20 protein-coding genes are annotated in these 21,637 nt (G+C 38.4%); 4 read left to right on the forward strand and 16 right to left on the reverse strand.

Features of this window, described 5'->3' with window-relative positions:
- Nucleotides 1-28 precede the first annotated feature (28 nt).
- Nucleotides 29-784 (forward strand): prepilin peptidase, encoded by a 756-nt coding sequence (locus tag DAHG_RS11140; protein ID WP_022938434.1) that lies wholly within the window; start codon nt 29-31, stop codon nt 782-784.
- Here the strand turns inward: DAHG_RS11140 and DAHG_RS11145 are convergent.
- Genes DAHG_RS11145 through DAHG_RS11170 form a run of 6 tightly spaced genes read right to left on the reverse strand, consistent with a single transcriptional unit; the run spans nt 773 to nt 6,203 of the window.
- A complete protein-coding gene (locus DAHG_RS11145) occupies nt 773-1,270 on the reverse strand; it encodes a type II secretion system protein (RefSeq protein ID WP_022938435.1) in 498 nt (165 codons plus the stop codon). The genes DAHG_RS11140 and DAHG_RS11145 overlap by 12 nt on opposite strands.
- The gene (locus DAHG_RS11150; RefSeq protein WP_022938436.1) at nt 1,267-1,575 is read right to left on the reverse strand and encodes a PulJ/GspJ family protein; all 309 of its coding nucleotides are present in this window, start codon (nt 1,573-1,575) and stop codon (nt 1,267-1,269) included. The genes DAHG_RS11145 and DAHG_RS11150 overlap by 4 nt, the downstream gene beginning before the upstream one ends.
- Nucleotides 1,572-2,978, reverse strand: coding sequence for a type II secretion system protein (locus DAHG_RS11155; RefSeq protein ID WP_022938437.1), 1,407 nt, complete (start codon nt 2,976-2,978; stop codon nt 1,572-1,574). Before DAHG_RS11155 ends, DAHG_RS11150 begins: the two co-directional genes overlap by 4 nt.
- A gap of 18 nt (nt 2,979-2,996) precedes the next feature.
- Complete coding sequence (locus DAHG_RS11160; protein ID WP_022938438.1) at nt 2,997-3,557, reverse strand: hypothetical protein; 561 nt, start codon at nt 3,555-3,557, stop codon at nt 2,997-2,999.
- Nucleotides 3,557-4,990 (reverse strand): PilN domain-containing protein, encoded by a 1,434-nt coding sequence (locus DAHG_RS11165; RefSeq protein ID WP_022938439.1) that lies wholly within the window; start codon nt 4,988-4,990, stop codon nt 3,557-3,559. The genes DAHG_RS11160 and DAHG_RS11165 overlap by 1 nt, the downstream gene beginning before the upstream one ends.
- Nucleotides 4,991-5,012: 22 nt before the next feature.
- On the reverse strand, nt 5,013-6,203 hold the full coding sequence (locus DAHG_RS11170; RefSeq protein WP_022938440.1) for a type II secretion system F family protein: 1,191 nt from the start codon (nt 6,201-6,203) through the stop codon (nt 5,013-5,015).
- Between the two features lie 167 nt (nt 6,204-6,370).
- On the opposite strand from DAHG_RS11170, the gene DAHG_RS19430 reads away from it, so the two are divergent.
- Together DAHG_RS19430 and DAHG_RS11180 are read left to right on the forward strand one after the other, a co-directional pair.
- Nucleotides 6,371-7,858 carry an alpha-amylase family glycosyl hydrolase gene (locus DAHG_RS19430; RefSeq protein ID WP_022938441.1) on the forward strand — a complete coding sequence of 496 codons (1,488 nt, stop codon included), beginning with the start codon at nt 6,371-6,373 and terminating at the stop codon, nt 7,856-7,858.
- 618 nt (nt 7,859-8,476) lie between these two features.
- Nucleotides 8,477-9,829, forward strand: coding sequence for an ATP-binding protein (locus DAHG_RS11180; protein ID WP_022938442.1), 1,353 nt, complete (start codon nt 8,477-8,479; stop codon nt 9,827-9,829).
- A 71-nt stretch (nt 9,830-9,900) separates the two neighbouring features.
- Here DAHG_RS11180 and DAHG_RS19435 read toward each other — a convergent pair whose 3' ends face one another.
- The 6 genes from DAHG_RS19435 to DAHG_RS11210 all read right to left on the reverse strand — a co-directional run bounded on the left by DAHG_RS19435 (nt 9,901) and on the right by DAHG_RS11210 (nt 16,202).
- A complete protein-coding gene (locus DAHG_RS19435; RefSeq protein WP_022938443.1) occupies nt 9,901-10,716 on the reverse strand; it encodes an alpha/beta fold hydrolase in 816 nt (271 codons plus the stop codon).
- 191 nt (nt 10,717-10,907) lie between these two features.
- The gene (locus DAHG_RS11190; RefSeq protein WP_022938444.1) at nt 10,908-12,878 is read right to left on the reverse strand and encodes an oxidoreductase; all 1,971 of its coding nucleotides are present in this window, start codon (nt 12,876-12,878) and stop codon (nt 10,908-10,910) included.
- A complete protein-coding gene (locus DAHG_RS11195; protein WP_022938445.1) occupies nt 12,868-14,253 on the reverse strand; it encodes a PTS transporter subunit EIIC in 1,386 nt (461 codons plus the stop codon). Before DAHG_RS11195 ends, DAHG_RS11190 begins: the two co-directional genes overlap by 11 nt.
- Nucleotides 14,254-14,367: 114 nt before the next feature.
- Entirely contained in the window at nt 14,368-15,186 is an 819-nt protein-coding gene (locus tag DAHG_RS11200) for a PRD domain-containing protein (RefSeq protein WP_022938446.1), read from the reverse strand.
- A gap of 17 nt (nt 15,187-15,203) precedes the next feature.
- Entirely contained in the window at nt 15,204-15,698 is a 495-nt protein-coding gene (locus DAHG_RS11205; protein ID WP_022938447.1) for a PTS sugar transporter subunit IIA, read from the reverse strand.
- Nucleotides 15,699-15,866: 168 nt separating this feature from the next.
- Entirely contained in the window at nt 15,867-16,202 is a 336-nt protein-coding gene (locus DAHG_RS11210) for a winged helix-turn-helix transcriptional regulator (protein WP_022938448.1), read from the reverse strand.
- 145 nt (nt 16,203-16,347) lie between these two features.
- On the opposite strand from DAHG_RS11210, the gene DAHG_RS11215 reads away from it, so the two are divergent.
- Nucleotides 16,348-16,860: a nitroreductase gene (locus DAHG_RS11215; RefSeq protein ID WP_022938449.1), complete on the forward strand. Its 513-nt coding sequence runs from the start codon at nt 16,348-16,350 to the stop codon at nt 16,858-16,860.
- A 52-nt stretch (nt 16,861-16,912) separates the two neighbouring features.
- Here DAHG_RS11215 and DAHG_RS11220 read toward each other — a convergent pair whose 3' ends face one another.
- Genes DAHG_RS11220 through DAHG_RS11235 form a run of 4 tightly spaced genes read right to left on the reverse strand, consistent with a single transcriptional unit; the run spans nt 16,913 to nt 21,609 of the window.
- Nucleotides 16,913-17,869, reverse strand: a complete 957-nt coding sequence (locus tag DAHG_RS11220; RefSeq protein ID WP_022938450.1) for a carbohydrate kinase family protein — start codon at nt 17,867-17,869, stop codon at nt 16,913-16,915.
- Nucleotides 17,862-19,244: a glycoside hydrolase family 32 protein gene (locus tag DAHG_RS19440; protein ID WP_022938451.1), complete on the reverse strand. Its 1,383-nt coding sequence runs from the start codon at nt 19,242-19,244 to the stop codon at nt 17,862-17,864. Before DAHG_RS19440 ends, DAHG_RS11220 begins: the two co-directional genes overlap by 8 nt.
- Nucleotides 19,231-20,226 (reverse strand): LacI family DNA-binding transcriptional regulator, encoded by a 996-nt coding sequence (locus DAHG_RS11230; protein ID WP_022938452.1) that lies wholly within the window; start codon nt 20,224-20,226, stop codon nt 19,231-19,233. The genes DAHG_RS19440 and DAHG_RS11230 overlap by 14 nt, the downstream gene beginning before the upstream one ends.
- A 27-nt stretch (nt 20,227-20,253) precedes the next feature.
- Nucleotides 20,254-21,609 carry a sucrose-specific PTS transporter subunit IIBC gene (locus DAHG_RS11235; RefSeq protein ID WP_022938453.1) on the reverse strand — a complete coding sequence of 452 codons (1,356 nt, stop codon included), beginning with the start codon at nt 21,607-21,609 and terminating at the stop codon, nt 20,254-20,256.
- Between the last annotated feature and the right edge of the window lie 28 nt (nt 21,610-21,637).

Below are 21,637 nucleotides of genomic sequence, written 5' to 3' on the forward strand. Positions count from 1 at the left end.
TAGTGTATCATATTTCTGAGGTGAATGTATGATACGCTTTTTATTTTATTTATATATCTTTATTTTTGGCTGCGTGATTGGATCATTTTTAAATGTGGTCATTTATCGAGTACCCAATAAACTCAGCGTCAGCAAGGGCTATTCCTTTTGTCCTGCCTGCCATCATCGGCTATTTCCAAAGGATCTTGTTCCTGTGTTCTCATGGCTCTCCCTGCGCGGTAAATGCGCCTATTGCGGTGCGCCTATTGCAGCGCGGTATCCATTTGTAGAACTGCTTGGCGGTTTCGCTTTTCTGCTTAGCTTTAACCGGTATGGCATCAGTCTGAATTTCATCATTCACGCACTGCTTTTATGTGTTATGATCGTCATTTCCTTTATTGATATCGATACCATGGAAATCCCCGATGGTTCACATTTTTTCATTCTGGCATTGGCAGTCGGCAGCTATCTGATCAACCAGCCTGAACTTTCATCAATCCTTTTAGGCGGCATTGTTATCGCCCTGCCATTGTTTTTGATTGCTTGGTTAACTCATGGCGGCATCGGCGGCGGTGATATCAAACTGATGGCTGCTTCCGGTCTATTTCTTGGTTTTGCCAATACCCTGCTTGCCGGTATCATTGGCATCATCATCGGTGGTTTCTATGCAGCCTGTCTGATGCTGATTAAGAAACGCGAAGGTAAATCCTACATGGCTTTGGGACCTTTTCTGGCATTGGGCATATCAATTGCCTCACTTTATGGCCCGCAGATCATTCAAGCCTATCTAAATCTATTTTTCTGATACTTTATAATTAAGACATGTATAAGTGCCAGTATCTGTATTCCCAGAATAATTCATCATTTTCAGCGAGTTAGACAATGTGTAAACACTCTCACCCGCTTTTTTTATACTCATCACTTTATTAATACCGGATGCCGGTGATGTTGAATAGTTATAATAAAATGAAGAGAAAGATAACTCTAATTCAATACTTGAATCATAAAATTGATCTTGGTAATCAGCAGCTTGAATACACACATAACCGTCAATACATTCATCACTTAATATAATTTCATCTTCATTAAGATAACGGATCTGTTCATCAATACTGCTGCTGATATTATTCAATGTATTCTGATAATCAACATCTGTGTTAATCGTATGATAATTTCTAAGCACCGGCACAAACATATTGCCGATAGCACCAAGAATTATCATAAGAATGCCAATACTTACGATTAATTCAATCAAGGTGAAGCCGCCTTTTTTATTATTTTTGTTCATCATTCCCGAACCTCATTGATTTCATAATAAACAAGCCCTGTTTTTTCATCCACATAGCCATCCACTTTTTTGACCACAGTTTTACCTTTAACTTTAAAAGTGATGGCCATTGAATCACCATATGATTTAAGAGAAGTCAATGTTTTTTGAGCAAATATTGTCGAGGCTTCATGAAGATTTCTTCGTTCGACAATGGTCTGTTGGTTAAGCCGAATCATGGTTAGATAACCGGTAGCCATAAACAAGCCAATTACAACCAATAGGGCAACCGCAGTGAGTATCTCAACTAATGTAAATCCCTTTTTCATGATTTGCCACCTTCTTCATAACGATTCAATGTAACACTTGCCGAAGTTGTCCCTGAATCTCCACTCTGAACAGCTCTTGGCGGTACATAGTCGATGCCTACATAGCCCTTATGACTGTCATTTTGTTTTTCCACAATCATGATCTCTTGAGCAATTAAGCAGCCACGAATTCGATTTTCATCTTTATACCTTTCTTTATCGACCTTTGAGGTTTCCCATTTCACCTTTCCCTTAGGAAAATAAAAATATGCTTCAAGCTGATTTTTTTCATTTTCATTCTTAAACTCTACATCAAGATCATCATTACAGATAAAAAAGACATCGACATATTCATTGCTACCATCATCAATAGTATTGTTAATCGTGGTAATGGTTGATTTCTCATCAAATTCAATCTCTACTCTATCTTCATTGTCAGAATATGCATAGAAATAAAGCTGCTTAGGTGTTTCATCTGTCTCTATGTTATAAAATTCTATCTTTGCTCCATTTAATTCAAATTCATCATCAATTGGCACATAGACAACGATATCATTATCCACTGCTTTAAAGGTAATATCTCCCGCCATCTCATCACCGTTCCAAATACAGCTTTGGGTTATGACCGAATCGGAAGGACAATAAGGTATTGACTCATCAGGCTCAGATAGACGATCCCATGGTGCAATGCTTCTGCTTAAATCAGCATGATTGACTGCTTGGGCAAAGCCACTGAAATCATCATTCTCAGGATTGATCTCACCATTCTTTTTGATATGAAATATTTTATCAAAATTACCTCTTTCAATCCCTCCAAACTTATAACCATCAGCATTGATTAACTGCTTTGAAGCAATCGACTGCGTACCTTTTCTATCCTTATACCAAGTTGAATTATTAAATATGATCGGATCGCCCTCTTTATCCTTATCCCCATTGGAATAGAAATTAATTTTATTTGCATAGACAGCATAATCAAGCAATGCACCGCCCACCACTTCTTTATATGTGTAATTGGCAAGAATACTTCTCACTTCATCATCAACAGTGACAGTAACCTTTACCTTAATATCTCTAGTTTTCGTATTCCCATTATATTTCACATCTTGTGCTGTAGCTATGATTTTTACTTGATGCTTTGGGTACTCTTCACTAATACTTGCACTGATTTCCACCGGTACATTGGATCTAATTGATCCGAATTCCTTGATAAAATCCTGCTGAGCCTCTTGATCCATCAGCACATCATTCAACATCTCCATATATGACTGCGCCAACAGCATTGCCTGTGACTGCTCATGCTCTAATTTATTACGGCTGACCTGTGAACTATATATCATCGCCAAGCCGCCAAAAAGGATCAGCATTAATGCCAGAACCGCAATGGCTGTAATTAGCGCCATTCCCCGTTTATCCTTTCGCATGCTGATCACTTCCTTTCTTTATTGAATTGCCGACATATCTGCCTGCATAAAATACAATACAATATCCGCTTTCGTTTCAGTGCTGTTTTCAACAGCTACACTGGCAATAACCATGCTCTTACTATAATTATTTACCGCGTCAATGAAATGATAAAGATTATCAATCTCACCAAGCAGGGTAATCGTTGCCTGTTTAACAATACCAGGCACTGCTGCATCAGCATTTTCAGATCCTTCTTCATTAAAATCCTCAATCAGCAGCATCGACAGTGTCGTATTCGTCTGATATGCCAAATTCATTAATTCATCATCTACTTGAACATTAGCTAACAGCGGATATACTGATTTAGCCTTTTCTGCTGCCTGCTTTCTTAGAGTTTCAATCAGCGGTTTAGATGAATCGGCCTGTTCAATCACCATATTCATCTCCTGAAGCTGGCTCTCACCGCTCAATATAGCCAATTTATGAGTCTGAATCAAATTCATCATCGGCGAAAGAAAAATGAAAAACCCAACAGCTATAACCACCATTATGATCAATATCTGAATCAGCAAGGTTTCTGATTTTGATAATTTCATTATTCGCCACTTCCTTTCAGAATCGCTGTCATCACAAACTCATAACCACCCTCACGAGCCTCAAAGCCAGTATAGCTTACCGTATAAAATAAACCAGAATTATCAAGCAGCCGTGCATAAGCCGCACAGTCTGTATTATTAACTGCTATGCCGTTAAGTTCCAAGACCTGATTCGCATAGGCTGCACTCGCAATTTGAATATCACCAGACTTATTCCAAGTCAGCAAGGCACTGACCGCGGGTGTCAGTTTAACAGTCAAATCCTTCATATCCTGAATGGAGGTTAATGTCTGATCCAATGAATTAACAGAAGAAAACTCATTGATAATCTGGTTGGCTTCCTGAAGCGGTACTTCCCGCTGAGTGATCTGAGCAGTGATTTCATTCAGCTTACTCTGCAGATAATAATCATAAGCAAAGGCTGACCCACAGGCCAATCCCATTAACAGCAATGAAACAACAGCAGTCATAAGCAATCGGTTTTTAGACTTATTCTTAATCTTTTCACGGCTTTTTGATTTCTTACCATAGGCAGGTAAAAAACCAATCGTATGCGTATCAAACAGCGCGCATGCGCCAGCCAGCACCTGATAATAATTGGATATAGTCCGCATCATGATTGGCTTATCTAATAGTGTAATCGGACGGCCTGAATCCTGATTAAGCTTCTTAAATGTCTCAAGATTTGGATTATTACCAAATATCTGAATCTCTTCAATTGGCTGATAACGATTGCGGGTAAACTGGAATTGATCCATTTTCGCAATATTATCAAACAAGGATTGTGTAAAAGCCTCTTCATCACGATATTCAATAATATCCTTTAAGGTACGCAATAAAATAAAATTACCTTTTTCAAATAAAAAGCTGCGTACATGATCCGTATTATATTCTACAAATAATACCGTCTTATCCTTTTCAACGGTACAGAGATATTGCAGAAGGTTTGCGGTACTAGTCTGAATACTGCTGCAGCGCAGACGGCATGCCTTCATCATTTGTTTATAGCCCGCCAGCGTCTTCTCCTGAATCGCCGAAGCAAACACCCGCTGTTCTTCAATGCCATTTTCATTCGTATTGCCCAGCTTAGTATAAGTAACTACATAATCATTGCTGAGATTCAGCGACATGATCATCTCATTAGCAACCATCGTCTGCGTCTCATCTTCATTTCCCATTGGTACGCTTAACTCACGCAGAATCAATTGGCGGTTATTAAGCAGTATCTTAACATTCTTACGCGGATACTTCTGCTTTTTAACTTCATCTCTGACTATCGTCTCTAACTTAGTTAAATCATAGACATCATCATTATAAATCTCTTTTTCATTAAGATCGATTACTGAACTCTTTTTAAGCTCCAGATCATGCGGATTATCAGAAAATTGATAGAACCGTATATACTGTCCTTCAAATAATATAACCAGTATCATTATTAATCCTCCCATTTAAACATTAGCTGACATTATCCAGCATGCCATACATCGGCAGCATAATTGCCACAATGATAAAGCATACCACAACACCCATGACAATGATCAGCATTGGCTCAATCATTGATACCATTTTCTCAGTAGCCGCATTCGCTTCTTCATCATAAAAATCTGCCGCTTTATTCAATATTTCATCAAGCCGTCCGCTTTCTTCACCAATAAAAAGCATCGACATCAGCATCGGTTCAAATATATCCTCAGCACCTATCGCCGTTGACATGTACTCACCATTGCTGACACGAGTAATAATTCGCTTAAAGCAATCCGTGATCCATGTATTATCAAGGATATCTGAACAGATTTCAAGTATTTCAATTACATTGACACCACTCGCGTAAAGCGTCGCAAACGTATTTGCAAAGCGGGAGGATAGAATTGTTTTATTCAATTTACCAAAAATCGGCATCACCAGTTTCAAATGATCAAGTTTGAAACGAACTGCCGGTATCCGTTTAAACCATATCCAAAATAAATAAACAGCTACTGCCGCAACAATCAGAATGTACCACTTACTCGTGATAAAATCACTGATCCAAATCATAATCTGCGTTGGCAATGGCAGTGCCTGACCTTCATACAGCTGAAAGAAAGAAGGCAGGATAAACGTTATAACAGCAATTACGACCACGATGCACACACCGCATAAGATTTTAGGATAAAGCATCGCATTCTTAATTTTATTTGACAGCTTATTTTCCTTCTCATAATGATCGGCCATGCGCTCTAATGTAGTATCCAATGAACCGCTGATTTCACCGCTGCGAATCATTCGAATCAGCAATTTAGGAAATGTGTTCCCCTCAGCATCCATAGCATAGGATAATTCCCGCCCCTGCTGCAAACGTTCATACAGACGGCGATAACACTCCTTCATGCGCTGGTTTTCACTTTTTTCATACAATATGTCAACTGCCCGCACCACTGAAACACCTGCCGAAAGCATGACTGACATCTGTCTTGAGAACAGTACAAGATCTTTGCCTTTCATTTTAAAATTGCTGTGATTTTCAAAATCATCAATAATTTTATAGCTGATGCAGTAAAGCTGCATATCTTTAAGTTTTATAAGGAAATCATTCGTGTCAGAAGCTTCTATTTCACCCTTGACCAGACTGCCATCCCTCTGTTTTGCATTATAAATATATTTCAGCACTCAGCATGACCTCCGTTTTCTACTATTATAACATATTTGTGTAGTATGTGATAAAACTAATGCTGTACACAATCAAGAAATTGTACAAAAATATTACACAAAATCAGAAGCTATGGCATGCTTGAACAACTTCTGATATACTAAATAAGAAAAGAGGGAGAATTTATATGAATTGGGTTAATTCTAGTATTTTTTATCATATTTATCCATTGGGCTTCTGCGGAGCGCCAATGACTAATGATAATGGTGAAACCATTGATCGTATTTTAAAAGTAAAGGAATGGATTCCGCATTTTTTAGAGCTGGGAATCAATGCTTTATATCTGGGGCCGGTTTTTGAATCCAGTGAGCATGGCTATGACACAAAGGATTATTTTAAAATTGACCGCCGATTAGGCAGCAATGAAGCATTTAAAGAAGTTTGTGATGCTTGTCATGAAGCGGGTATCCGCATCGTGCTTGATGGTGTATTCAATCATGTTGGCCGTGAATTTTGGGCCTTTCAGGATGTACAGAAACATAAATGGGATTCCCCTTATTGTGATTGGTTCATGAATCTGAATTTCAATGGCCGCTCACCAATGAATGATGATTTCTGGTATGAAGGTTGGAATGGGCATTATAATTTGGTTAAACTGAATCTAAGAAATCCTGAAGTTGGCAATATGATCATTGAAGCAATCTTTTCTTGGATGGATCAATTTCATATCGATGGTTTACGCTTAGATGCAGCTGATGTCATGGATAAGGATTTCTTTAAGCGGCTGCGTTATGAATGCAAACAAAAAAATCCAGATTTCTGGCTGATGGGTGAAGTGATTCATGGTGATTATAAAAATTGGATCAATGATCAGATGCTGGATTCTACCACAAATTATGAATGCTACAAAGGAATCTATTCATCCCATAACGATGAGAATTATTTTGAAATTGGTTATTCATTAAACCGGCAATTTGGCAGCGGCGGTATCTACAAGGATCTCTGTCTGTATAATTTTGTGGATAATCATGATGTAAACCGGTTAGGCAGCACATTGCGTCAGCTTGAGCATCTGAATAATTGTTATACAATACTCTTTACTATGCCGGGTATTCCTTCCATTTATTACGGCAGTGAGGTGGGCATGAGCGGTATTAAGGCAAATGGCAGTGATGCCGGATTAAGACCCTGCTTAAGTTTAGAGGATGTGCAAAGTAATGAATTAAGTGAGCATATCGCACGCTTGGCTCGTATCCATAAATCTCAGCCGGCACTGCATGAATTAAATTATGAACAGGTGTGTGTCCGCAACAAGCAGCTTGTCTATAAGCGGTCCGCCGCTGATCAGGTTATTTTTACTGCCTTAAATCTGGATAAGGAAGCCTATGATATCTCCATTCCATATGTGGGAACGCTAACGGACTTACTGACAGATACGGTTTATGAAGCGGTAAATGGTAATGTGGAAATAACGATGCCGCCTTACAGTTCATTGATTCTCTGTGATAAACCGGCTGCCGCCGAGGGATATCAGCCTGTAAAGCATACGAAAAAAGTAAAAGCCGCACCAAAATGGAAGCTGTTGGAAACAATTAAGGGCATGGAGGATCAGCAGCAATATTATGTTTATGAGAATGAGAAGCATGAGAAAAGGATAAGTTTAAAGAAACTATAAGATTTGATTAATTTATAGTATACACATCAAATCAAGAAAGAAGATAAGAATCATGAACTGTAAAAAGATAATTTATATATTCACCTACACATCATCTTTCCTTAGTTTTGTTTATGTGTGTTCCATCTATCTCTCTTATTTACCCTTAGATTATAGTATCTATCAGCCTACTTTGTTCAATATGCTTTTAGCTGTACTCCTTTTAGTCACCAACATTTCCATCCTACTGTCGCTTGTTGCTGCCCTGGATTCAGCATTGGGTATTGTGGTTTCGCGTGAGCTGAAAATTCAGAGGTTCTTCGATATATTATTCGGTATCTTTCCCATTATCTCATTATTATCACTTACCTCATGGGATATTGACAGATTGATTAATTACTTGAAAATACCTTTCATCATCATGTTTTCTTAAATCAGCAGATTCATTTTATTGTATACTTAGAAGGTATTTACACCATGTTTATTAGCAGTTAGTCATGATTGATTAACTGCTATTTTTATTATTATTTTGCGATTTTTGGAGGTTCAACACAAATTTGAATTGCGATTTTTGGATATAACGGTGTTGTATAAGCTGCGATTTTTGGATATAATAAATTTACAGGAGGCTGACAGCTAATGTTTAAACGAAAAATATACAATAAAATCAAAGCATGGAAAGATAATTCAAACGGTAAGACTGCACTTTTGATTGAAGGCGCCAGACGGGTCGGAAAATCTACCGTTGTTGAAGAATTTGCGAAAAATGAATATAAAACTTATATCCTGATAGATTTTGCTGTTGCTTCAAAAACTATTAAAGAATTATTTGATGATATGTCTGATCTTGATTACTTCTTTCTTCAGCTTCAGTTACAATATCGAGTTGATTTAGAAATAAGAAATTCAGTAATTATCTTTGATGAAGTACAATTATGCCCTAAAGCCCGGCAAGCTATTAAAACGCTTGTAAAAGATGGCCGTTATGATTATATTGAAACAGGTTCTTTAATTTCCATCAAGAAAAATGTTAAAGACATCTTAATTCCAAGTGAAGAAAGAAAACTCCAAATGCACCCAATGGACTATGAAGAATTTCTTTGGGCACTTGATGATCATACTACAACAAACTTACTAAAAGGTATATTTGCTGCTAAGAAACCTTTAGGAGATGCCTTAAACAGGAAATTAATGCGTGATTATCGCTTATATATGCTAATTGGCGGAATGCCACAGGCAGTTAATGAATATATAATGACCAATAATTTCAAAAAAGTTGATGATGTAAAAAGAGATATTATAAATCTATATGAAGATGATTTTAAAAAGATTGATTCCACAGGCAGATTGGCAATGATATTTGAAGCAATTCCATCACAATTAAATAAAAATGCAAAAGGATTTCAAACTAAGAATGTATTGAATTCATATAAAACTACGAATACTACAATTCTAAGTCTAATCTCTGAATTAAAGGATTCCAAGGTTGTTTCCGTTGCCTATCATGCCAATAATCCGGTTGTTGGTTTATCAGCCTATAAAGATTTAAACCAATTCAAGCTGTACATGGCAGATACCGGTTTATTCGTGACACTTCAGTTTAAAGATCGGGATTTCACTGAAAACAGCATTTATGAAAGATTATTGAATGATAAATTATCCGCAAACTTAGGATACCTTTATGAGAATGCGGTTGCCCAAGCTTTAACCGCAGCCGGAAATGATTTATTTTATTTTACCTTTACTAACCTTGAACAGAAGAGAAATTATGAAATTGATTTCTTGATATCTAAAAGTAATAAAATTTGTCCTATTGAAGTTAAATCATCAAATTATCGCACACATCATTCCATTGATGAATTTTATAATAAATACTCTGATAGGATACTGAACCGATATATCATTCATACTAAAGATATTTCTAAAGATCAGGATATTTTATGTCTGCCTATTTACTTAACTCAATTTATTTCACAAAAAGAAAATGACTGACTAAATGGCTATTATTAAATATTATTGTAATGGAAGAAAGCCCAAAGGTAACAGATATACTTTGAGCTTTTTTATATCTCACGATTTTGGGATGTGATCTGATTATCAGCAGCAAACGTATGCGTATGCCTTAACCCCTCATTACTTGTGGAAAGAGTATTGATTAATAGTTCCACATACTCATTGGGGTGGTTAAGACTTAATTCTCCATGAGAATATCCATTTAATATCTGGTATTTACTGTTAGGAATTTGGGCATGTAAAAGTTCTGCAGAACGGCGCATATTCCCTCGCTCTTTACTGCCTACAAAAATCGTTACATTGGCGGTTGTTTCAGAAAGTGATGGTTTCATTCTATAAGAAGCATTGGCCTTCAAGAAGCGAATCATGTCCTGTTTTTGGATCTTGCAGGTATCACGGTAATAATCTTCAAATAGTTTTGCCTGTATTTTTAGTGACTTAAATTGCAGCTTAGCAAACCACTTTTGCTTAATTAAGCCGTAACTCATGCCCAATACTGGCGCCATCAATGCGGCTGTCAGCTTCATCGGCAGTATCAAAGCACTCTCAATAAAGGCAAATTTGCATATATCGCTTCTTTGCGCAAGCATTTCAATGAGCACTTGTCCGCCAAGCGATAAACCGCCGATGGCTAAAATTGTGCCTTTAAAATTCTTATCAATATAGTCTATTATTTCCTTAGCTTGATTCTCAATGGAAGTAAAAGGACAATCACTATCTGCATGTCCTGCTAACTGCGGCACGATTACATGATAGTTTTCCTTTAGCTGATTCGCAGCATCACGATAATTCCACGCTGATAAACCGCCGCCATGCAGCAGCAGTAATACTTCCTCATGTGCCTTACCATATTCTATGATTTTCATAATCGTTCTCCAAAATATATAGAAGCTTCCTAATACGACCATCTTACTTGAATTATCACTATAAATCAAGGTTGGTTTAATGTGGCTATTAAGCTTACATTCACACAAATAATGAAATTAGAGTAAATATTGCTATCGTAATAAAGACTCAGTGTTCTTTTAAACATTGAGTCTTTTACTAAATTTATTTACTAAATTGTAGAACCTATTGAGAATCCCTCACGCATCGCAGTCTGTAACGATCTTGCTTTCAGACAGTCACCAATATGATAGAATTCCGCTTTACCATTGCCAAACTTAAATGCATCCTCAACCTTAGCTTTATATCCTAAGCAGAGGATGATTGTATCAGCTTCCACGAATCGCTTATCTCCCTTTGTATCACATTCAACACCATTTTCCGATACCGAGCAAACCGAAGTATTTACCATGATATTAAAATTCTCACGCTGTTCCCATTCACATTCAATCATATAATAATAATGTTCAAAAGAAGTCTGCGGCATAAGCATTTCCTGCATTTCAATAATTGTTGTCTCACTGCCAAGTCCATTAAAATAGAGCGCGGTTTCTACACCCACTTCGCCGCCGCCGACAACCGCAACCTTTTTGCCGACCTTTTCTGGATGAAGATATGCTTCAGCTGCCGTCATGACATTCTGGTTATTTGTTTTAAATGCTGATGGTATAGATGGTTCAGCACCAATTGCCGCAATGACAACATCATAATCCTCATTTTGAATCATTTCTGGGGTAGCCAAAGTATTTAATTTCAGCTTAACCTTTGAATTTAGTGTTTTCTTAATCAGATATTCTGTGAAATCTTTCAACGGCCATTTGAAATCAGCGATGGTTGCTATTTTAAGCAGTCCGCCTAATGATTCTGATTTCTCATATAAAGTAACATCATGACCATGCTCAGCAGCACTCAAAGCCGCTTCCATACCAGCCGGGCCGCCGCCGATAACCGCCACTCGTTTCTTTCTGAATTCCTTAGAAATCATTTTATCGAGACGGTCTTCAAGACAGAAACGCGGATTTACCGAACAGACGCTCACCGGCGCCGCATCATTAGAAGCTAATAAACATTTATTGCAGCGAATACATGGAACAATTTCATCAGCTTTTCCATCAAGCAGCTTTTGAGGTAAATCCGGATTGCAGATCCAGCCGCGGGCCATGCCTATAAGATCAGCTTCATCATTTTCAATTGTCTGTTCAGAGGCATCTGGATCAAGGAAACCATTCGTTGTGGATACTAATACTCTTGAATTAGCTTTTTTTGCTGCTGCCGCCATATACGCATAAGGCCGAGGATTAGGCTCATATCCAATAATACTCGTGTGATCGATCTCCCAGCATCTAAGCTGGACAATATCAACATGTCCCTCAGCTAATTTCATAAATTTCTGAGTATCCTCTAAGGTCCATCTGCCCTCTTCAGTTGAATCTTCACCTGTAATGCTCATTTCAATAATAAAATCTTTACCGCATGCTTTTTTAATTTCATCACATGCATAGAATGGAAAACGACAACGATTTTCCAAACTGCCGCCAAATTCATCTGTACGCTTATTGGTTGCCGTAGATAAACTTCTTCCAAATAATGTCATACGATATGCAGAATGCAAAAATACACCATCAAAACCATACTCTTTTAATTTCTTACATACCTTTACCAATGTCTCCACTGATTCATAAAGCATTTCTTTTGTCATTTCTTTATTCATTTTCAAATCTGTCATGTTGTGCGGAATATATCGGGATAAAGTATTAGATATATCATAACCCTCCGGTCCATGTACAGTAACTCTGACTAAGATTTTTGAATTGTAAAAATGTACTGCTTCCGCCAGCTGAGCAAAATAATGAGAACAACGTGTATCAAATAAATCCATGCCGGCTAAATGTCCTGATAATACTACATTTTCTGTTGTCGGCGGCAGCGGTTTGCCATCCCATGTAATAAGATGAACAGTAATTAAACTGGCACCGTTTTTTGCTAATTGTGCATAGTGCTGAATCATTCTTTCGCTAGGATATGGTTCCGGCCCTTGAATAAACACAGGACTGCTAGGACAAACCTCAAAGCGATTCTTCAAAATCACATTAGCATCCGGCAGATATAATGGTGAAAATAAACCTGAATAATTATTTATCATAAGTAAAATCCTCCTCTTTAAATGTTAAATACAAGAATATCATCGCGCTGATAAAGGCAACCAAACAGCCACCAATTTCCCATAACAAATTAGCTGTACCACCTGGAATAAAAGCCACCAAATCCCAGAAAGAGCTATAAATTGTTGAATATGCTGCTGCATGTCCCAAACCTGCGACACAACCGCCTAAGAAACCGCCAATAATCGTTGCATAGATTGTTTTTTTACTTCTGATTGTAACGCCAAATAAAGCCGGTTCCGTTGTGCCGCCAATTACCGCTGTAAGAAATGCGGCAAAAGATGTAGCTTTTAATTCAGCATTTCTAGTTTTATAAGATACCATCAAACAGATTCCTGCCTGACAGGCCGTGATGATAATACCGGCAACAAATACAGTTGGTTCATAACCCAAAGTCGTAAATAATGTAATTGCATAAACAACTAATGTCATATGCATTCCAGAAATAATCAGGAATGGTAAAGCCGCTGTCAGTAAACCAACACCAAGGAAACCAAATGTTTCATAGAGCCAGACAACACCCTTAGAAAAATATGTGCCTAATAATGATGCTGCTGGACCAATCAGACAAAAAGTTAATGGCAGCATAATCAATAATGTTAAGAAAGGTACAGCAATACTTTTAATAGCTGCCGGTATATGATTTCTTAAATATTTTTCAATCGGTGCCATAACTGCTACCGCAACTAAAGTTGGTAAGAAATTACTTGTATAATTTACCATTGCGACAGGCAAACCAAACAAGCTCAATGAAGTTCCTTCATTTACAGCCGTAAGATAAGTTGGATTGATCATTACAGCTCCTATTAACATACCTAAGACCATGCTTGTGTTAAATTTCTTCGCAGCTGTCGCACCGATGAAAATTGGTAAAAAATACATACCTGTTGCACCAACAAGGGTTAACATTTGAATCGTTCCATTATCCGCACTCATACCCGCCTTTTGTAATAAAGTCGCCAATATGTTAATAAAACTCGTCGCGATAATAATCGGGATAATAGGTAATACTGCGCCAGAAATTGCTTCTAAAACAGAATTAAAACTAAATTTCTTTTGCTTTGGTTCATCTAAATTTTCATTAATCTTCTCATTTTTATTGAATCCGCCAGCATGACATACAGCATCATAAACCAAATCAACATCTGCACCGATAATCACCTGCAGCTGATCACTTGCCCATGAAGTTCCGCTTACACCTGAAAGCTGATTAATTGCATCTGTTTTTGCTAATCCTTGATCTTTTAGATTAAAACGCAAGCGAGTTGTACAATGCGTAAAATAACTAACATTTTCTTTACCGCCAATCAATTCAATCAGTTTTCCTGACAGTTCATCATAATTCTTTTTTGCCATATTCAATCCTCCTTTGATCTATATTTACAATATAAGTGCGCATCTTATATTGTCATGGCCAAAATAAAACCCCAGCACAAAAAGTATTAAATACCTTTATGCTGAGGGTAAGCCCTATCGGTAACAATCCTCACGAGAACATAAACGATTTATATGAATAATTAAATATAATAATTCTTCATCATTAAATTCCACATTCAATATATTTTTAATTGCTATCGCGCAATCATAAGTCTTTGGATACTGAACCTTTAATAGTTCAAACATTTTTTCATTTTCAGATGAAATATTTTTATCCGTATCAATCCTTTCAAACAAATAATACATATGAGTCGCAAATCTTGAATAATTAAAACCTGTTTTATCAATTTTAATATTCATCTGCGTTTCAATAAATTCAGTAACCTTAGTAAGCTTCGATTTTTCTTTAATACTCGATGGATTTATTTCTTTATTGCCATAATCAACCAAATGCAAAGTAATACTGGCAGCTTCTTCCTCAGGCAGCTGAATACTTAATCGGTTGTTGATTAATGCCAGTGCCGCAATACCGATTTTCATTTCATTAGGATATAAATGCTTGACCTCATACAATAAAGGCAGCTTTAAATGGACTTGTTCATGTTGCCGCTTAATCGCAAACTGTATGTGATCTGCCAATGTCAGAATAACATTTGCTGAGTAACGATCGCCTAATTGCTGATTGGCATTATCAACAATTTCCGTCGATACATCAATAATTTCCTCAGGAATCTGGGCAATCACACCCAAATATGCCTGATTTACATTGTAGAAAGTCCGCTGGATCATTGTCAGGGGTACTTCATAAGGCGGTCTGGTAAAACCAATACCTTTACCAAAAGCAATTACCTCTCTGCCCTGACTGTCTATACAAAGAGATACGTTGTTGTTAATGTTTTTTACGACTCTCATTGTATCTCCCTTCCTTTTTATATCCGTTCAATTTTTAAGATAGGTTCATGGATAATATTAACCGTTCCATTATTCTTTATCATAGTTAAACGATATTCTTCATTGGTTGTCAATAGTAAAGGGGTTGTTAAATCAATCTTTTTCTCTTTCATCAGCCGGCGATCAATTTCAAGTAATTGCTGGCCTTGCTTCACAAAATCACCTTTTTTAACCTTAGGCTTTAAGCCCTGTCCATTCAAATAGACTGTATCTAATCCGATATGAATCAAAATTTCAGCGCCATTTTTTAATCTTAAACCTAGCGCGTGATAAGTTCCCGCCAGCATGATGATTTCACCGTCACAAGGTGCAAAAATCGTATCCTGATCAAGGATAAAGCCGACACCATCACCTAGTGTTTTATTGGCAAATACGCGATCCGGAACTTGTTCAATCGGTACAACCAATCCCTCACATATTGCATTAACCATTACTTCTTTAATTACTTCTTTCTTCTTAAATAGACCAAACATGGCAGTTATCTCCTTAAAATATAAAAACTCTCTTTCAGCACTCACTAAAAACAAAAAGACATCTTTTCATTTTTAGGTAAAGCCTCCCAGAGAGTAACAATCCTATTTCTTTTTACATAATTAGCATAGCACTGCTTTGTAAGCGTTGTCAACAATATTTTTTTAAAATCAATGATTCAACTTCTCCATGTATTGAATATACTGCTTTCCCCAATGCTTTAAGCTTTCCAATACAGGTAAAAATTCTTCACCGATATCACTTAAATAATATTCTACCTTGGGTGGTACCTGCGGATATTCCTTGCGGACAATCAGACTATCATTCTCTAATTTTTTCAGTTGTTTGGAGAGTGTCGCATGTGTCATATCCGGCATCATTTTGAGTAATTCATTAAATCGCAGAGTTTTGCCGCTGAGATAATGCATGATTAAAATAGACCATTTTCCTTGTAAAACAGATTGTGCAGTATAATAAGGGCATTTGCCAAACTTTTCATCAGTCATTAATTTTCCTCCTAAGTATTCTTTTAGATACCTAGTATCTAAAAATATCGTACTTTTTATTTATAGCCTATAATGATATTATTATATTATCAATAAAATAACAAATAGTTTTAACCCTATTTGTATTGAAACGGAGGAATTTTGAATGAATGAAACAGTCAAGAATTTAATTAGCCGAAAAAGTTGTAAAAGTTATCAGGATAAGCATGTCAGCAAGGAATTATTAGATGAAATTGTTGCTGCTGGTCTCAATGCTCCTTCGGGAATGAATAAACAGACTCCGCGTTTTGTTGTTGTGTCTGATGATCAGGTTGTTAAACAGTTATCGGATATGAACGCGGCGGTAGCGGGAATGCCTTTTGATCCTTTCTATGGTGCCAAAGATGTCATTATCGTTTTGGCGAAAAAGGAAGCAACTTACCTATATGACGGCAGTCTTGCCATGGGCAATCTGATGAATGCCGCCTGGTCAATGGGTATCGGCAGCCGCTGGATTCACCGTGCCAAGGAAGTATTTGAAAGTGATGAAGGAAAGAAGCTTTTAAAGGCATGGGGTATTGAGGATGATGTTGAAGGAATTGGCTTCTGTATTCTGGGTTATGCGAAGGAAGAAAAAGAAAAGACAGAAATACAGGAAGGCAGAGTCTTTCATATTTAGCGATAAGCGGTTTACAGCCGCTTTTTTTATGAAAAAAATGAAGCAAAGCGCCTCATTTTAATGATTCATTCAGTTTTTCCATAACCTCATCAAGTGAAGGAATAGCGTCAATAGCACCATGCTTCATGCAAGTCAGCGCCCCGACACAATTAGCGAAACGTACCATTTCCAGCCATTCCTCAGCGCTGAAGTCACGTTTATTAGCATGCAGAATGCGTGAGAGCAAAGCGCCCACAAAGGCATCGCCGGCCCCCGTCGAGTCAACCTGTTCAATCGCCTGACTTGCCACAATTTGCTGAGTATTGCCGCTGCTGAGATAGGTACCCTTGGCTCCTAACGTTACCGCTGCTGTTTTGGCACCCAATGCATGAATCATTTGCACTGCTGATTCAAGATCCGTTTTACCAGTAATAATCAAGGCTTCCTCATCACTCATTTTCACAAAGTCAGCACTCGCTATAAAGGTCCGGCAGTCTTGGATAAACTGCGGCAGCTGACGCTTGCTGATCAGTGAATCACGATAATTCGGATCAAAGGAAATGAACATCTGACGCTGTTTCGCAAGATCAAGCAGAGCATAATATGTCTTTTTCAATTCCCCTTCCAGCAATGCCGTCGCACTGCCAAAATGCAGAATGTCCTCTTGATGAAGCTTTGTGGCATCAATGGCATTAAAGCTGTAATCACCGTCACAGCCGCGCAGGAAATTGAAATTGCGCTCACCCCGCTCATCGATACCAACTAATGCGATCGTCGTATTGCCGCCAAACGCGCATAAAGAAGTATCTACCTTTAGCTGATCCAGCATTTCTTTTAAAAACTGACCAAAGTAATCCGTGCCAATCTGTCCCATAAAAGCCGCTTCCTCACCCATGCGGGTAATGGCCGCCGCTACATTTGCGGGTGCGCCGCCAGCCTTTTTCTCAAACTGTACGCCGTTCTTTAAGCCTTTATGATCAACACCGACCATGTCAATCAATAATTCACCGACACAATAGACTTTACTCATAAATGATTCCTTTCAGCTGCCAAATTTCACAGGCAGGCATATCAAATGGTTGATCTGAACTGATTTTGAATGCCTTCAGTTCATGAAGCGGATAAAACAGCGATGACATCACAGCCTCACCATCATTGATAAAAATTTCCAATACACTTGTATCCAAATACATCTGAAGCTGAAGCTGTTTCCCCTGAATATGCATAAAACGGCATGCGTCCTTTCCATAATGAAAATCAGCCTTTTTCAGAGTCAGAAGCTCTTTTTCAGGGTCAAAGATCAGTTTCAGTTCTTCTCCATTAAAGTCAAAGCAGCATTCACATTTTGCCTGAAGTGATAATTCCAGTTTAATTTCAATACCGATTTGTGAGAGCGGGAAATTAAATTCTTTAATCTGACTTTCAGCCTTGCTAAGCAGTATTTGATGCCGCAGCTGATTCAGCTCCCTGGCCGGCCTTTGCAGCAGCCGATTCCCACTTTTTGTTATTTCACGCGGCAAGGTTAATGTATACAGATAACCATCCTCAGCAGTTGGATAAGAAGTTTCCTCATCCGGCATACCCATCCAGGCTATCATCATTGTTCTATTTTCATTAGTAAACACCTGCGGGGCATAAAAATCAAAGCCATGATCCAGTTCATAAAAATCACCATGAATGAATTCATTCTTCATAAAATCATAATGGCCCAAAATATAACCGGACTGATAGCGGTTTTGATAGCGCAGTCCTTCCTGCTTTAATCCCTGCGGTGAAAAAATAAACGCGTCTGCATCATTAAAGGACACAAGATTCGGACATTCCCACATATAGCCAAAATCTTCCAGCTCCGTTTTTACTTCCCCATAAAATTCCCATTGCTTTAAATCTTTTGATGTATAAACCACTGCGCGTCCTTTTAAATCAGCATTCTGAATGCCTAGAAGCAGGCAGTGCAGATCCTTCATCTTAAAATAGAACGGATCGCGGAAATGAGCGGTATAGCCGTTAGGCATGCCGACAATCAGCGCTTTTTTAAACTGCAATTCATCTTTCTCATCAAGCACCGCCATACATTGATGAGGAATCCGCACATCTTCATGCTTGACATTGCCCGTATAAAACAGATGCAGCTGCTGATCCAGCATCACAGCCGTGCCTGAGTAACAGCCGTCCTTATCGATGGGCTGATCAGGCTTTAAGACTAAGCGCGGCTTGGTATAATGCACAAAGTCTCTTGTTTTTACTAAGCCCCAATGTTTATTTTTATGTTCACAGCCGGCTGGATTCCATTGATAAAAGATTTTATATTCACCATTAATACAACATAGGCCATTTGGATCATTCACCAATCCCTTGGCCATTTCAATATGAAAATGATTGCGCCATTGATTATTCAATTTCATTCACCGCCATTTGCACAGAGTCCCTTTCAATCAGTTTTAAAGGGATTTCATCCTGAAGATTGATTTCTTCACCGTTAATCAGTCTTAATAAACTTAACGCTGTCTTTTGACCAAGCAGAGTATAATCAAAGGAGATGGTTGTCAGTCGCGGATACATGACACTGCTGATATCATAGCCGCCAAAGCCCGCTAACGATACATCCTGCGGCACCTTAATCTGCTGTTCATTGAAATAACGCATCAAGCCCAAGGCAATATTATCCGTTGCGCAGATAACCGCTGTCGGCTTTGATTTCATAACCTCAGCTCCCTTGCGGTAAGCTGCCAGAAAGCTGAAGTCAGTTTCCACAAAACGAACCGTACCGGCATCACCAAAGGCATCAATAAAGCCTTGTTTACGATAAATACCTACTGATTCATCCGACTCGCTGACGCCCAGAAAGACTACGTTGCGGTGCTTGAAATTACGGAAATACTTCCCCATGATCGCGCCTGCCGCATAATCATCGATGACCTTATAATTCACATATTCATTCTTTTGACCGGTAAATAAGAGCGGAATATCCAGCTGACCCGCCATTTCAATATGTTTTTTAGTAATTCCGCAGGAATCGACAATGATGCCGTCTACCCCCTGCTGATAAAGCGATTGTATACACTGAACTTCTTTTTTGCTGTCCAAATTTGATATTTGAATCAATGAAGTATAATTATTGGCATCAAAAACATCACTGATACCATTCAAAAGCTTGCCTACACTCACGGAATCAATACGCGGAATTACAATGCCAATCAAACATGTTTTTTTCGTTTTCAGACGTTTCGCAAAGAAATTTTCAGAGAAACCCGTCTTTTCAATCGCGTCTTTGATTTTTTCCTTGTTCTCTTCACTGACATATCCGCCGTTTAAATAACGGGATACACTGCTTTTTGAAACTTGACACATATTGGCAATATCCTGAATTGTAACTTTACCAGCCATGATGATGCCTCCTTTTTTATTGTAATATTATTCTTCACTCTTGAAGAAAAACGTTGTTAAGATGAAAGCGACAGCCATTCCTACCGCCAGAACTGCCACATAACCAAGCAGCTGACCGTTCAGATAAAGCAGTGTGCCAGGCAGTACGGTAATGCCCATGCCAGTACCAGCCAGATTGATCATGCCAGCCAGCATACCCGCCGCGGCACCGCCGATGCAGGCAAAGATAAACGGTTTAATAAAACGCAGATTGACACCGAAGATAGCTGCCTCAGTAATACCCAAAAAGGCTGGAATCGCACTTGAAATATACAAAGAGCGTTTCTTGCTGTCACGCGTTTTGAAAGCAACTGCTAATGCTGCCGCGCCTTGAGCCGCGATCGCGCCGGTAATCATTGCATTGTAGGGATTCAAGCCTGTATCAGCCAGTAATTCAACCTCTAAGGCATTGAAAATATGATGGATGCCGGTTACGACAATCAGCTGATTTAATCCGCCGACAATGGCACCGCCTAAACCAAATGGAATTGAGATAAAGGATTTAAACAGATTTAGAATCAGAACCTCACTCTCATGCATGATCGGCCCAACTACTAACAGACCCAAAATCATTGATACAAATAAGGTCAGAAATGGGGTTACAATTAAGTCTAGCACATTTGGTACGACTTTGTGGAGACTCTTTTCAAGTTTTGCCGCGAAAATTGCGATTACTAATGCCGGTAAAACTGAACCTTGATAGCCGACGATAGGAATATTAATTCCTACCAGATTCAAATAGATCGGTGATGCGCTGCCTGCTGCCACATTATAAGCGTTAGGCAGCTGAGGCGCTACCAGCATCAGACCTAATACCATTCCCACAACCGGATTGCCGCCAAATTTCTTCATTGCTGAATAAGCAACCAATGCCGGCAGGAAAGCAAACGCTGTATCCGTCAGCACCTCACTCATCAGCATCAAATTATCATCCATGCTTATGCCAAGATTGGTCAATAAACCGCGCAGTCCCATAAACAGACCGGTTGCTACCAAGACTGGGATGATTGGTACGAAGATATCACCCAGTGTCCGGCTGATTTTTTGCGGCAGCGTCATATTGCTGTAAGCCTCTGCCTTGTTATCTGTTTTAATCTCTGTATCACCTTCAACAATGCATGCATAAACCTTATTTACGAAACCGGTTCCAAGAATGATTTGAAACTGACCGGCTGACATAAACTGACCCTTTACCCCATCGATATCCTCAATGGCTTTTGTGTTAATCTTTTCATTATCAGCCAGAATCAGCCGCAGACGCGTCGCGCAATGCTCCACCGATTTGATATTTTCCTTACCGCCGATATTCTCTAAAATCAACTTTGCTACTGTTTGTTCTTTCATAATGCTTCCTCCCTTGTTGACTATATGG

Origin of the sequence: Dielma fastidiosa, assembly GCF_000313565.1 — a bacterium.
Lineage (GTDB): Bacteria > Bacillota_I > Bacilli_A > Erysipelotrichales > Erysipelotrichaceae > Dielma > Dielma fastidiosa.

Bases quoted from the DNA above. Each gene is read 5' to 3' on its own strand.
- DAHG_RS11145 (WP_022938435.1), bottom strand. From the start codon at position 1,270: ATGATGAACAAAAATAATAAAAAAGGCGGCTTCACCTTGATTGAATTA.
- DAHG_RS11205 (WP_022938447.1), bottom strand. From the start codon at position 15,698: ATGTTTGGTCTATTTAAGAAGAAAGAAGTAATTAAAGAAGTAATGGTT.
- DAHG_RS11165 (WP_022938439.1), bottom strand. From the start codon at position 4,990: ATGATACTGGTTATATTATTTGAAGGACAGTATATACGGTTCTATCAA.
- DAHG_RS11215 (WP_022938449.1), top strand. From the start codon at position 16,348: ATGAATGAAACAGTCAAGAATTTAATTAGCCGAAAAAGTTGTAAAAGT.
- DAHG_RS19440 (WP_022938451.1), bottom strand. From the start codon at position 19,244: ATGAAATTGAATAATCAATGGCGCAATCATTTTCATATTGAAATGGCC.
- DAHG_RS11235 (WP_022938453.1), bottom strand. From the start codon at position 21,609: ATGAAAGAACAAACAGTAGCAAAGTTGATTTTAGAGAATATCGGCGGT.
- DAHG_RS11230 (WP_022938452.1), bottom strand. From the start codon at position 20,226: ATGGCTGGTAAAGTTACAATTCAGGATATTGCCAATATGTGTCAAGTT.
- DAHG_RS11150 (WP_022938436.1), bottom strand. From the start codon at position 1,575: ATGAAAAAGGGATTTACATTAGTTGAGATACTCACTGCGGTTGCCCTA.
- DAHG_RS11195 (WP_022938445.1), bottom strand. From the start codon at position 14,253: ATGGCAAAAAAGAATTATGATGAACTGTCAGGAAAACTGATTGAATTG.
- DAHG_RS11210 (WP_022938448.1), bottom strand. From the start codon at position 16,202: ATGACTGATGAAAAGTTTGGCAAATGCCCTTATTATACTGCACAATCT.
- DAHG_RS19435 (WP_022938443.1), bottom strand. From the start codon at position 10,716: ATGAAAATCATAGAATATGGTAAGGCACATGAGGAAGTATTACTGCTG.
- DAHG_RS11140 (WP_022938434.1), top strand. From the start codon at position 29: ATGATACGCTTTTTATTTTATTTATATATCTTTATTTTTGGCTGCGTG.
- DAHG_RS11180 (WP_022938442.1), top strand. From the start codon at position 8,477: ATGTTTAAACGAAAAATATACAATAAAATCAAAGCATGGAAAGATAAT.
- DAHG_RS11200 (WP_022938446.1), bottom strand. From the start codon at position 15,186: ATGAGAGTCGTAAAAAACATTAACAACAACGTATCTCTTTGTATAGAC.
- DAHG_RS11220 (WP_022938450.1), bottom strand. From the start codon at position 17,869: ATGAGTAAAGTCTATTGTGTCGGTGAATTATTGATTGACATGGTCGGT.
- DAHG_RS11160 (WP_022938438.1), bottom strand. From the start codon at position 3,557: ATGAAATTATCAAAATCAGAAACCTTGCTGATTCAGATATTGATCATA.
- DAHG_RS11155 (WP_022938437.1), bottom strand. From the start codon at position 2,978: ATGCGAAAGGATAAACGGGGAATGGCGCTAATTACAGCCATTGCGGTT.
- DAHG_RS19430 (WP_022938441.1), top strand. From the start codon at position 6,371: ATGAATTGGGTTAATTCTAGTATTTTTTATCATATTTATCCATTGGGC.
- DAHG_RS11190 (WP_022938444.1), bottom strand. From the start codon at position 12,878: ATGATAAATAATTATTCAGGTTTATTTTCACCATTATATCTGCCGGAT.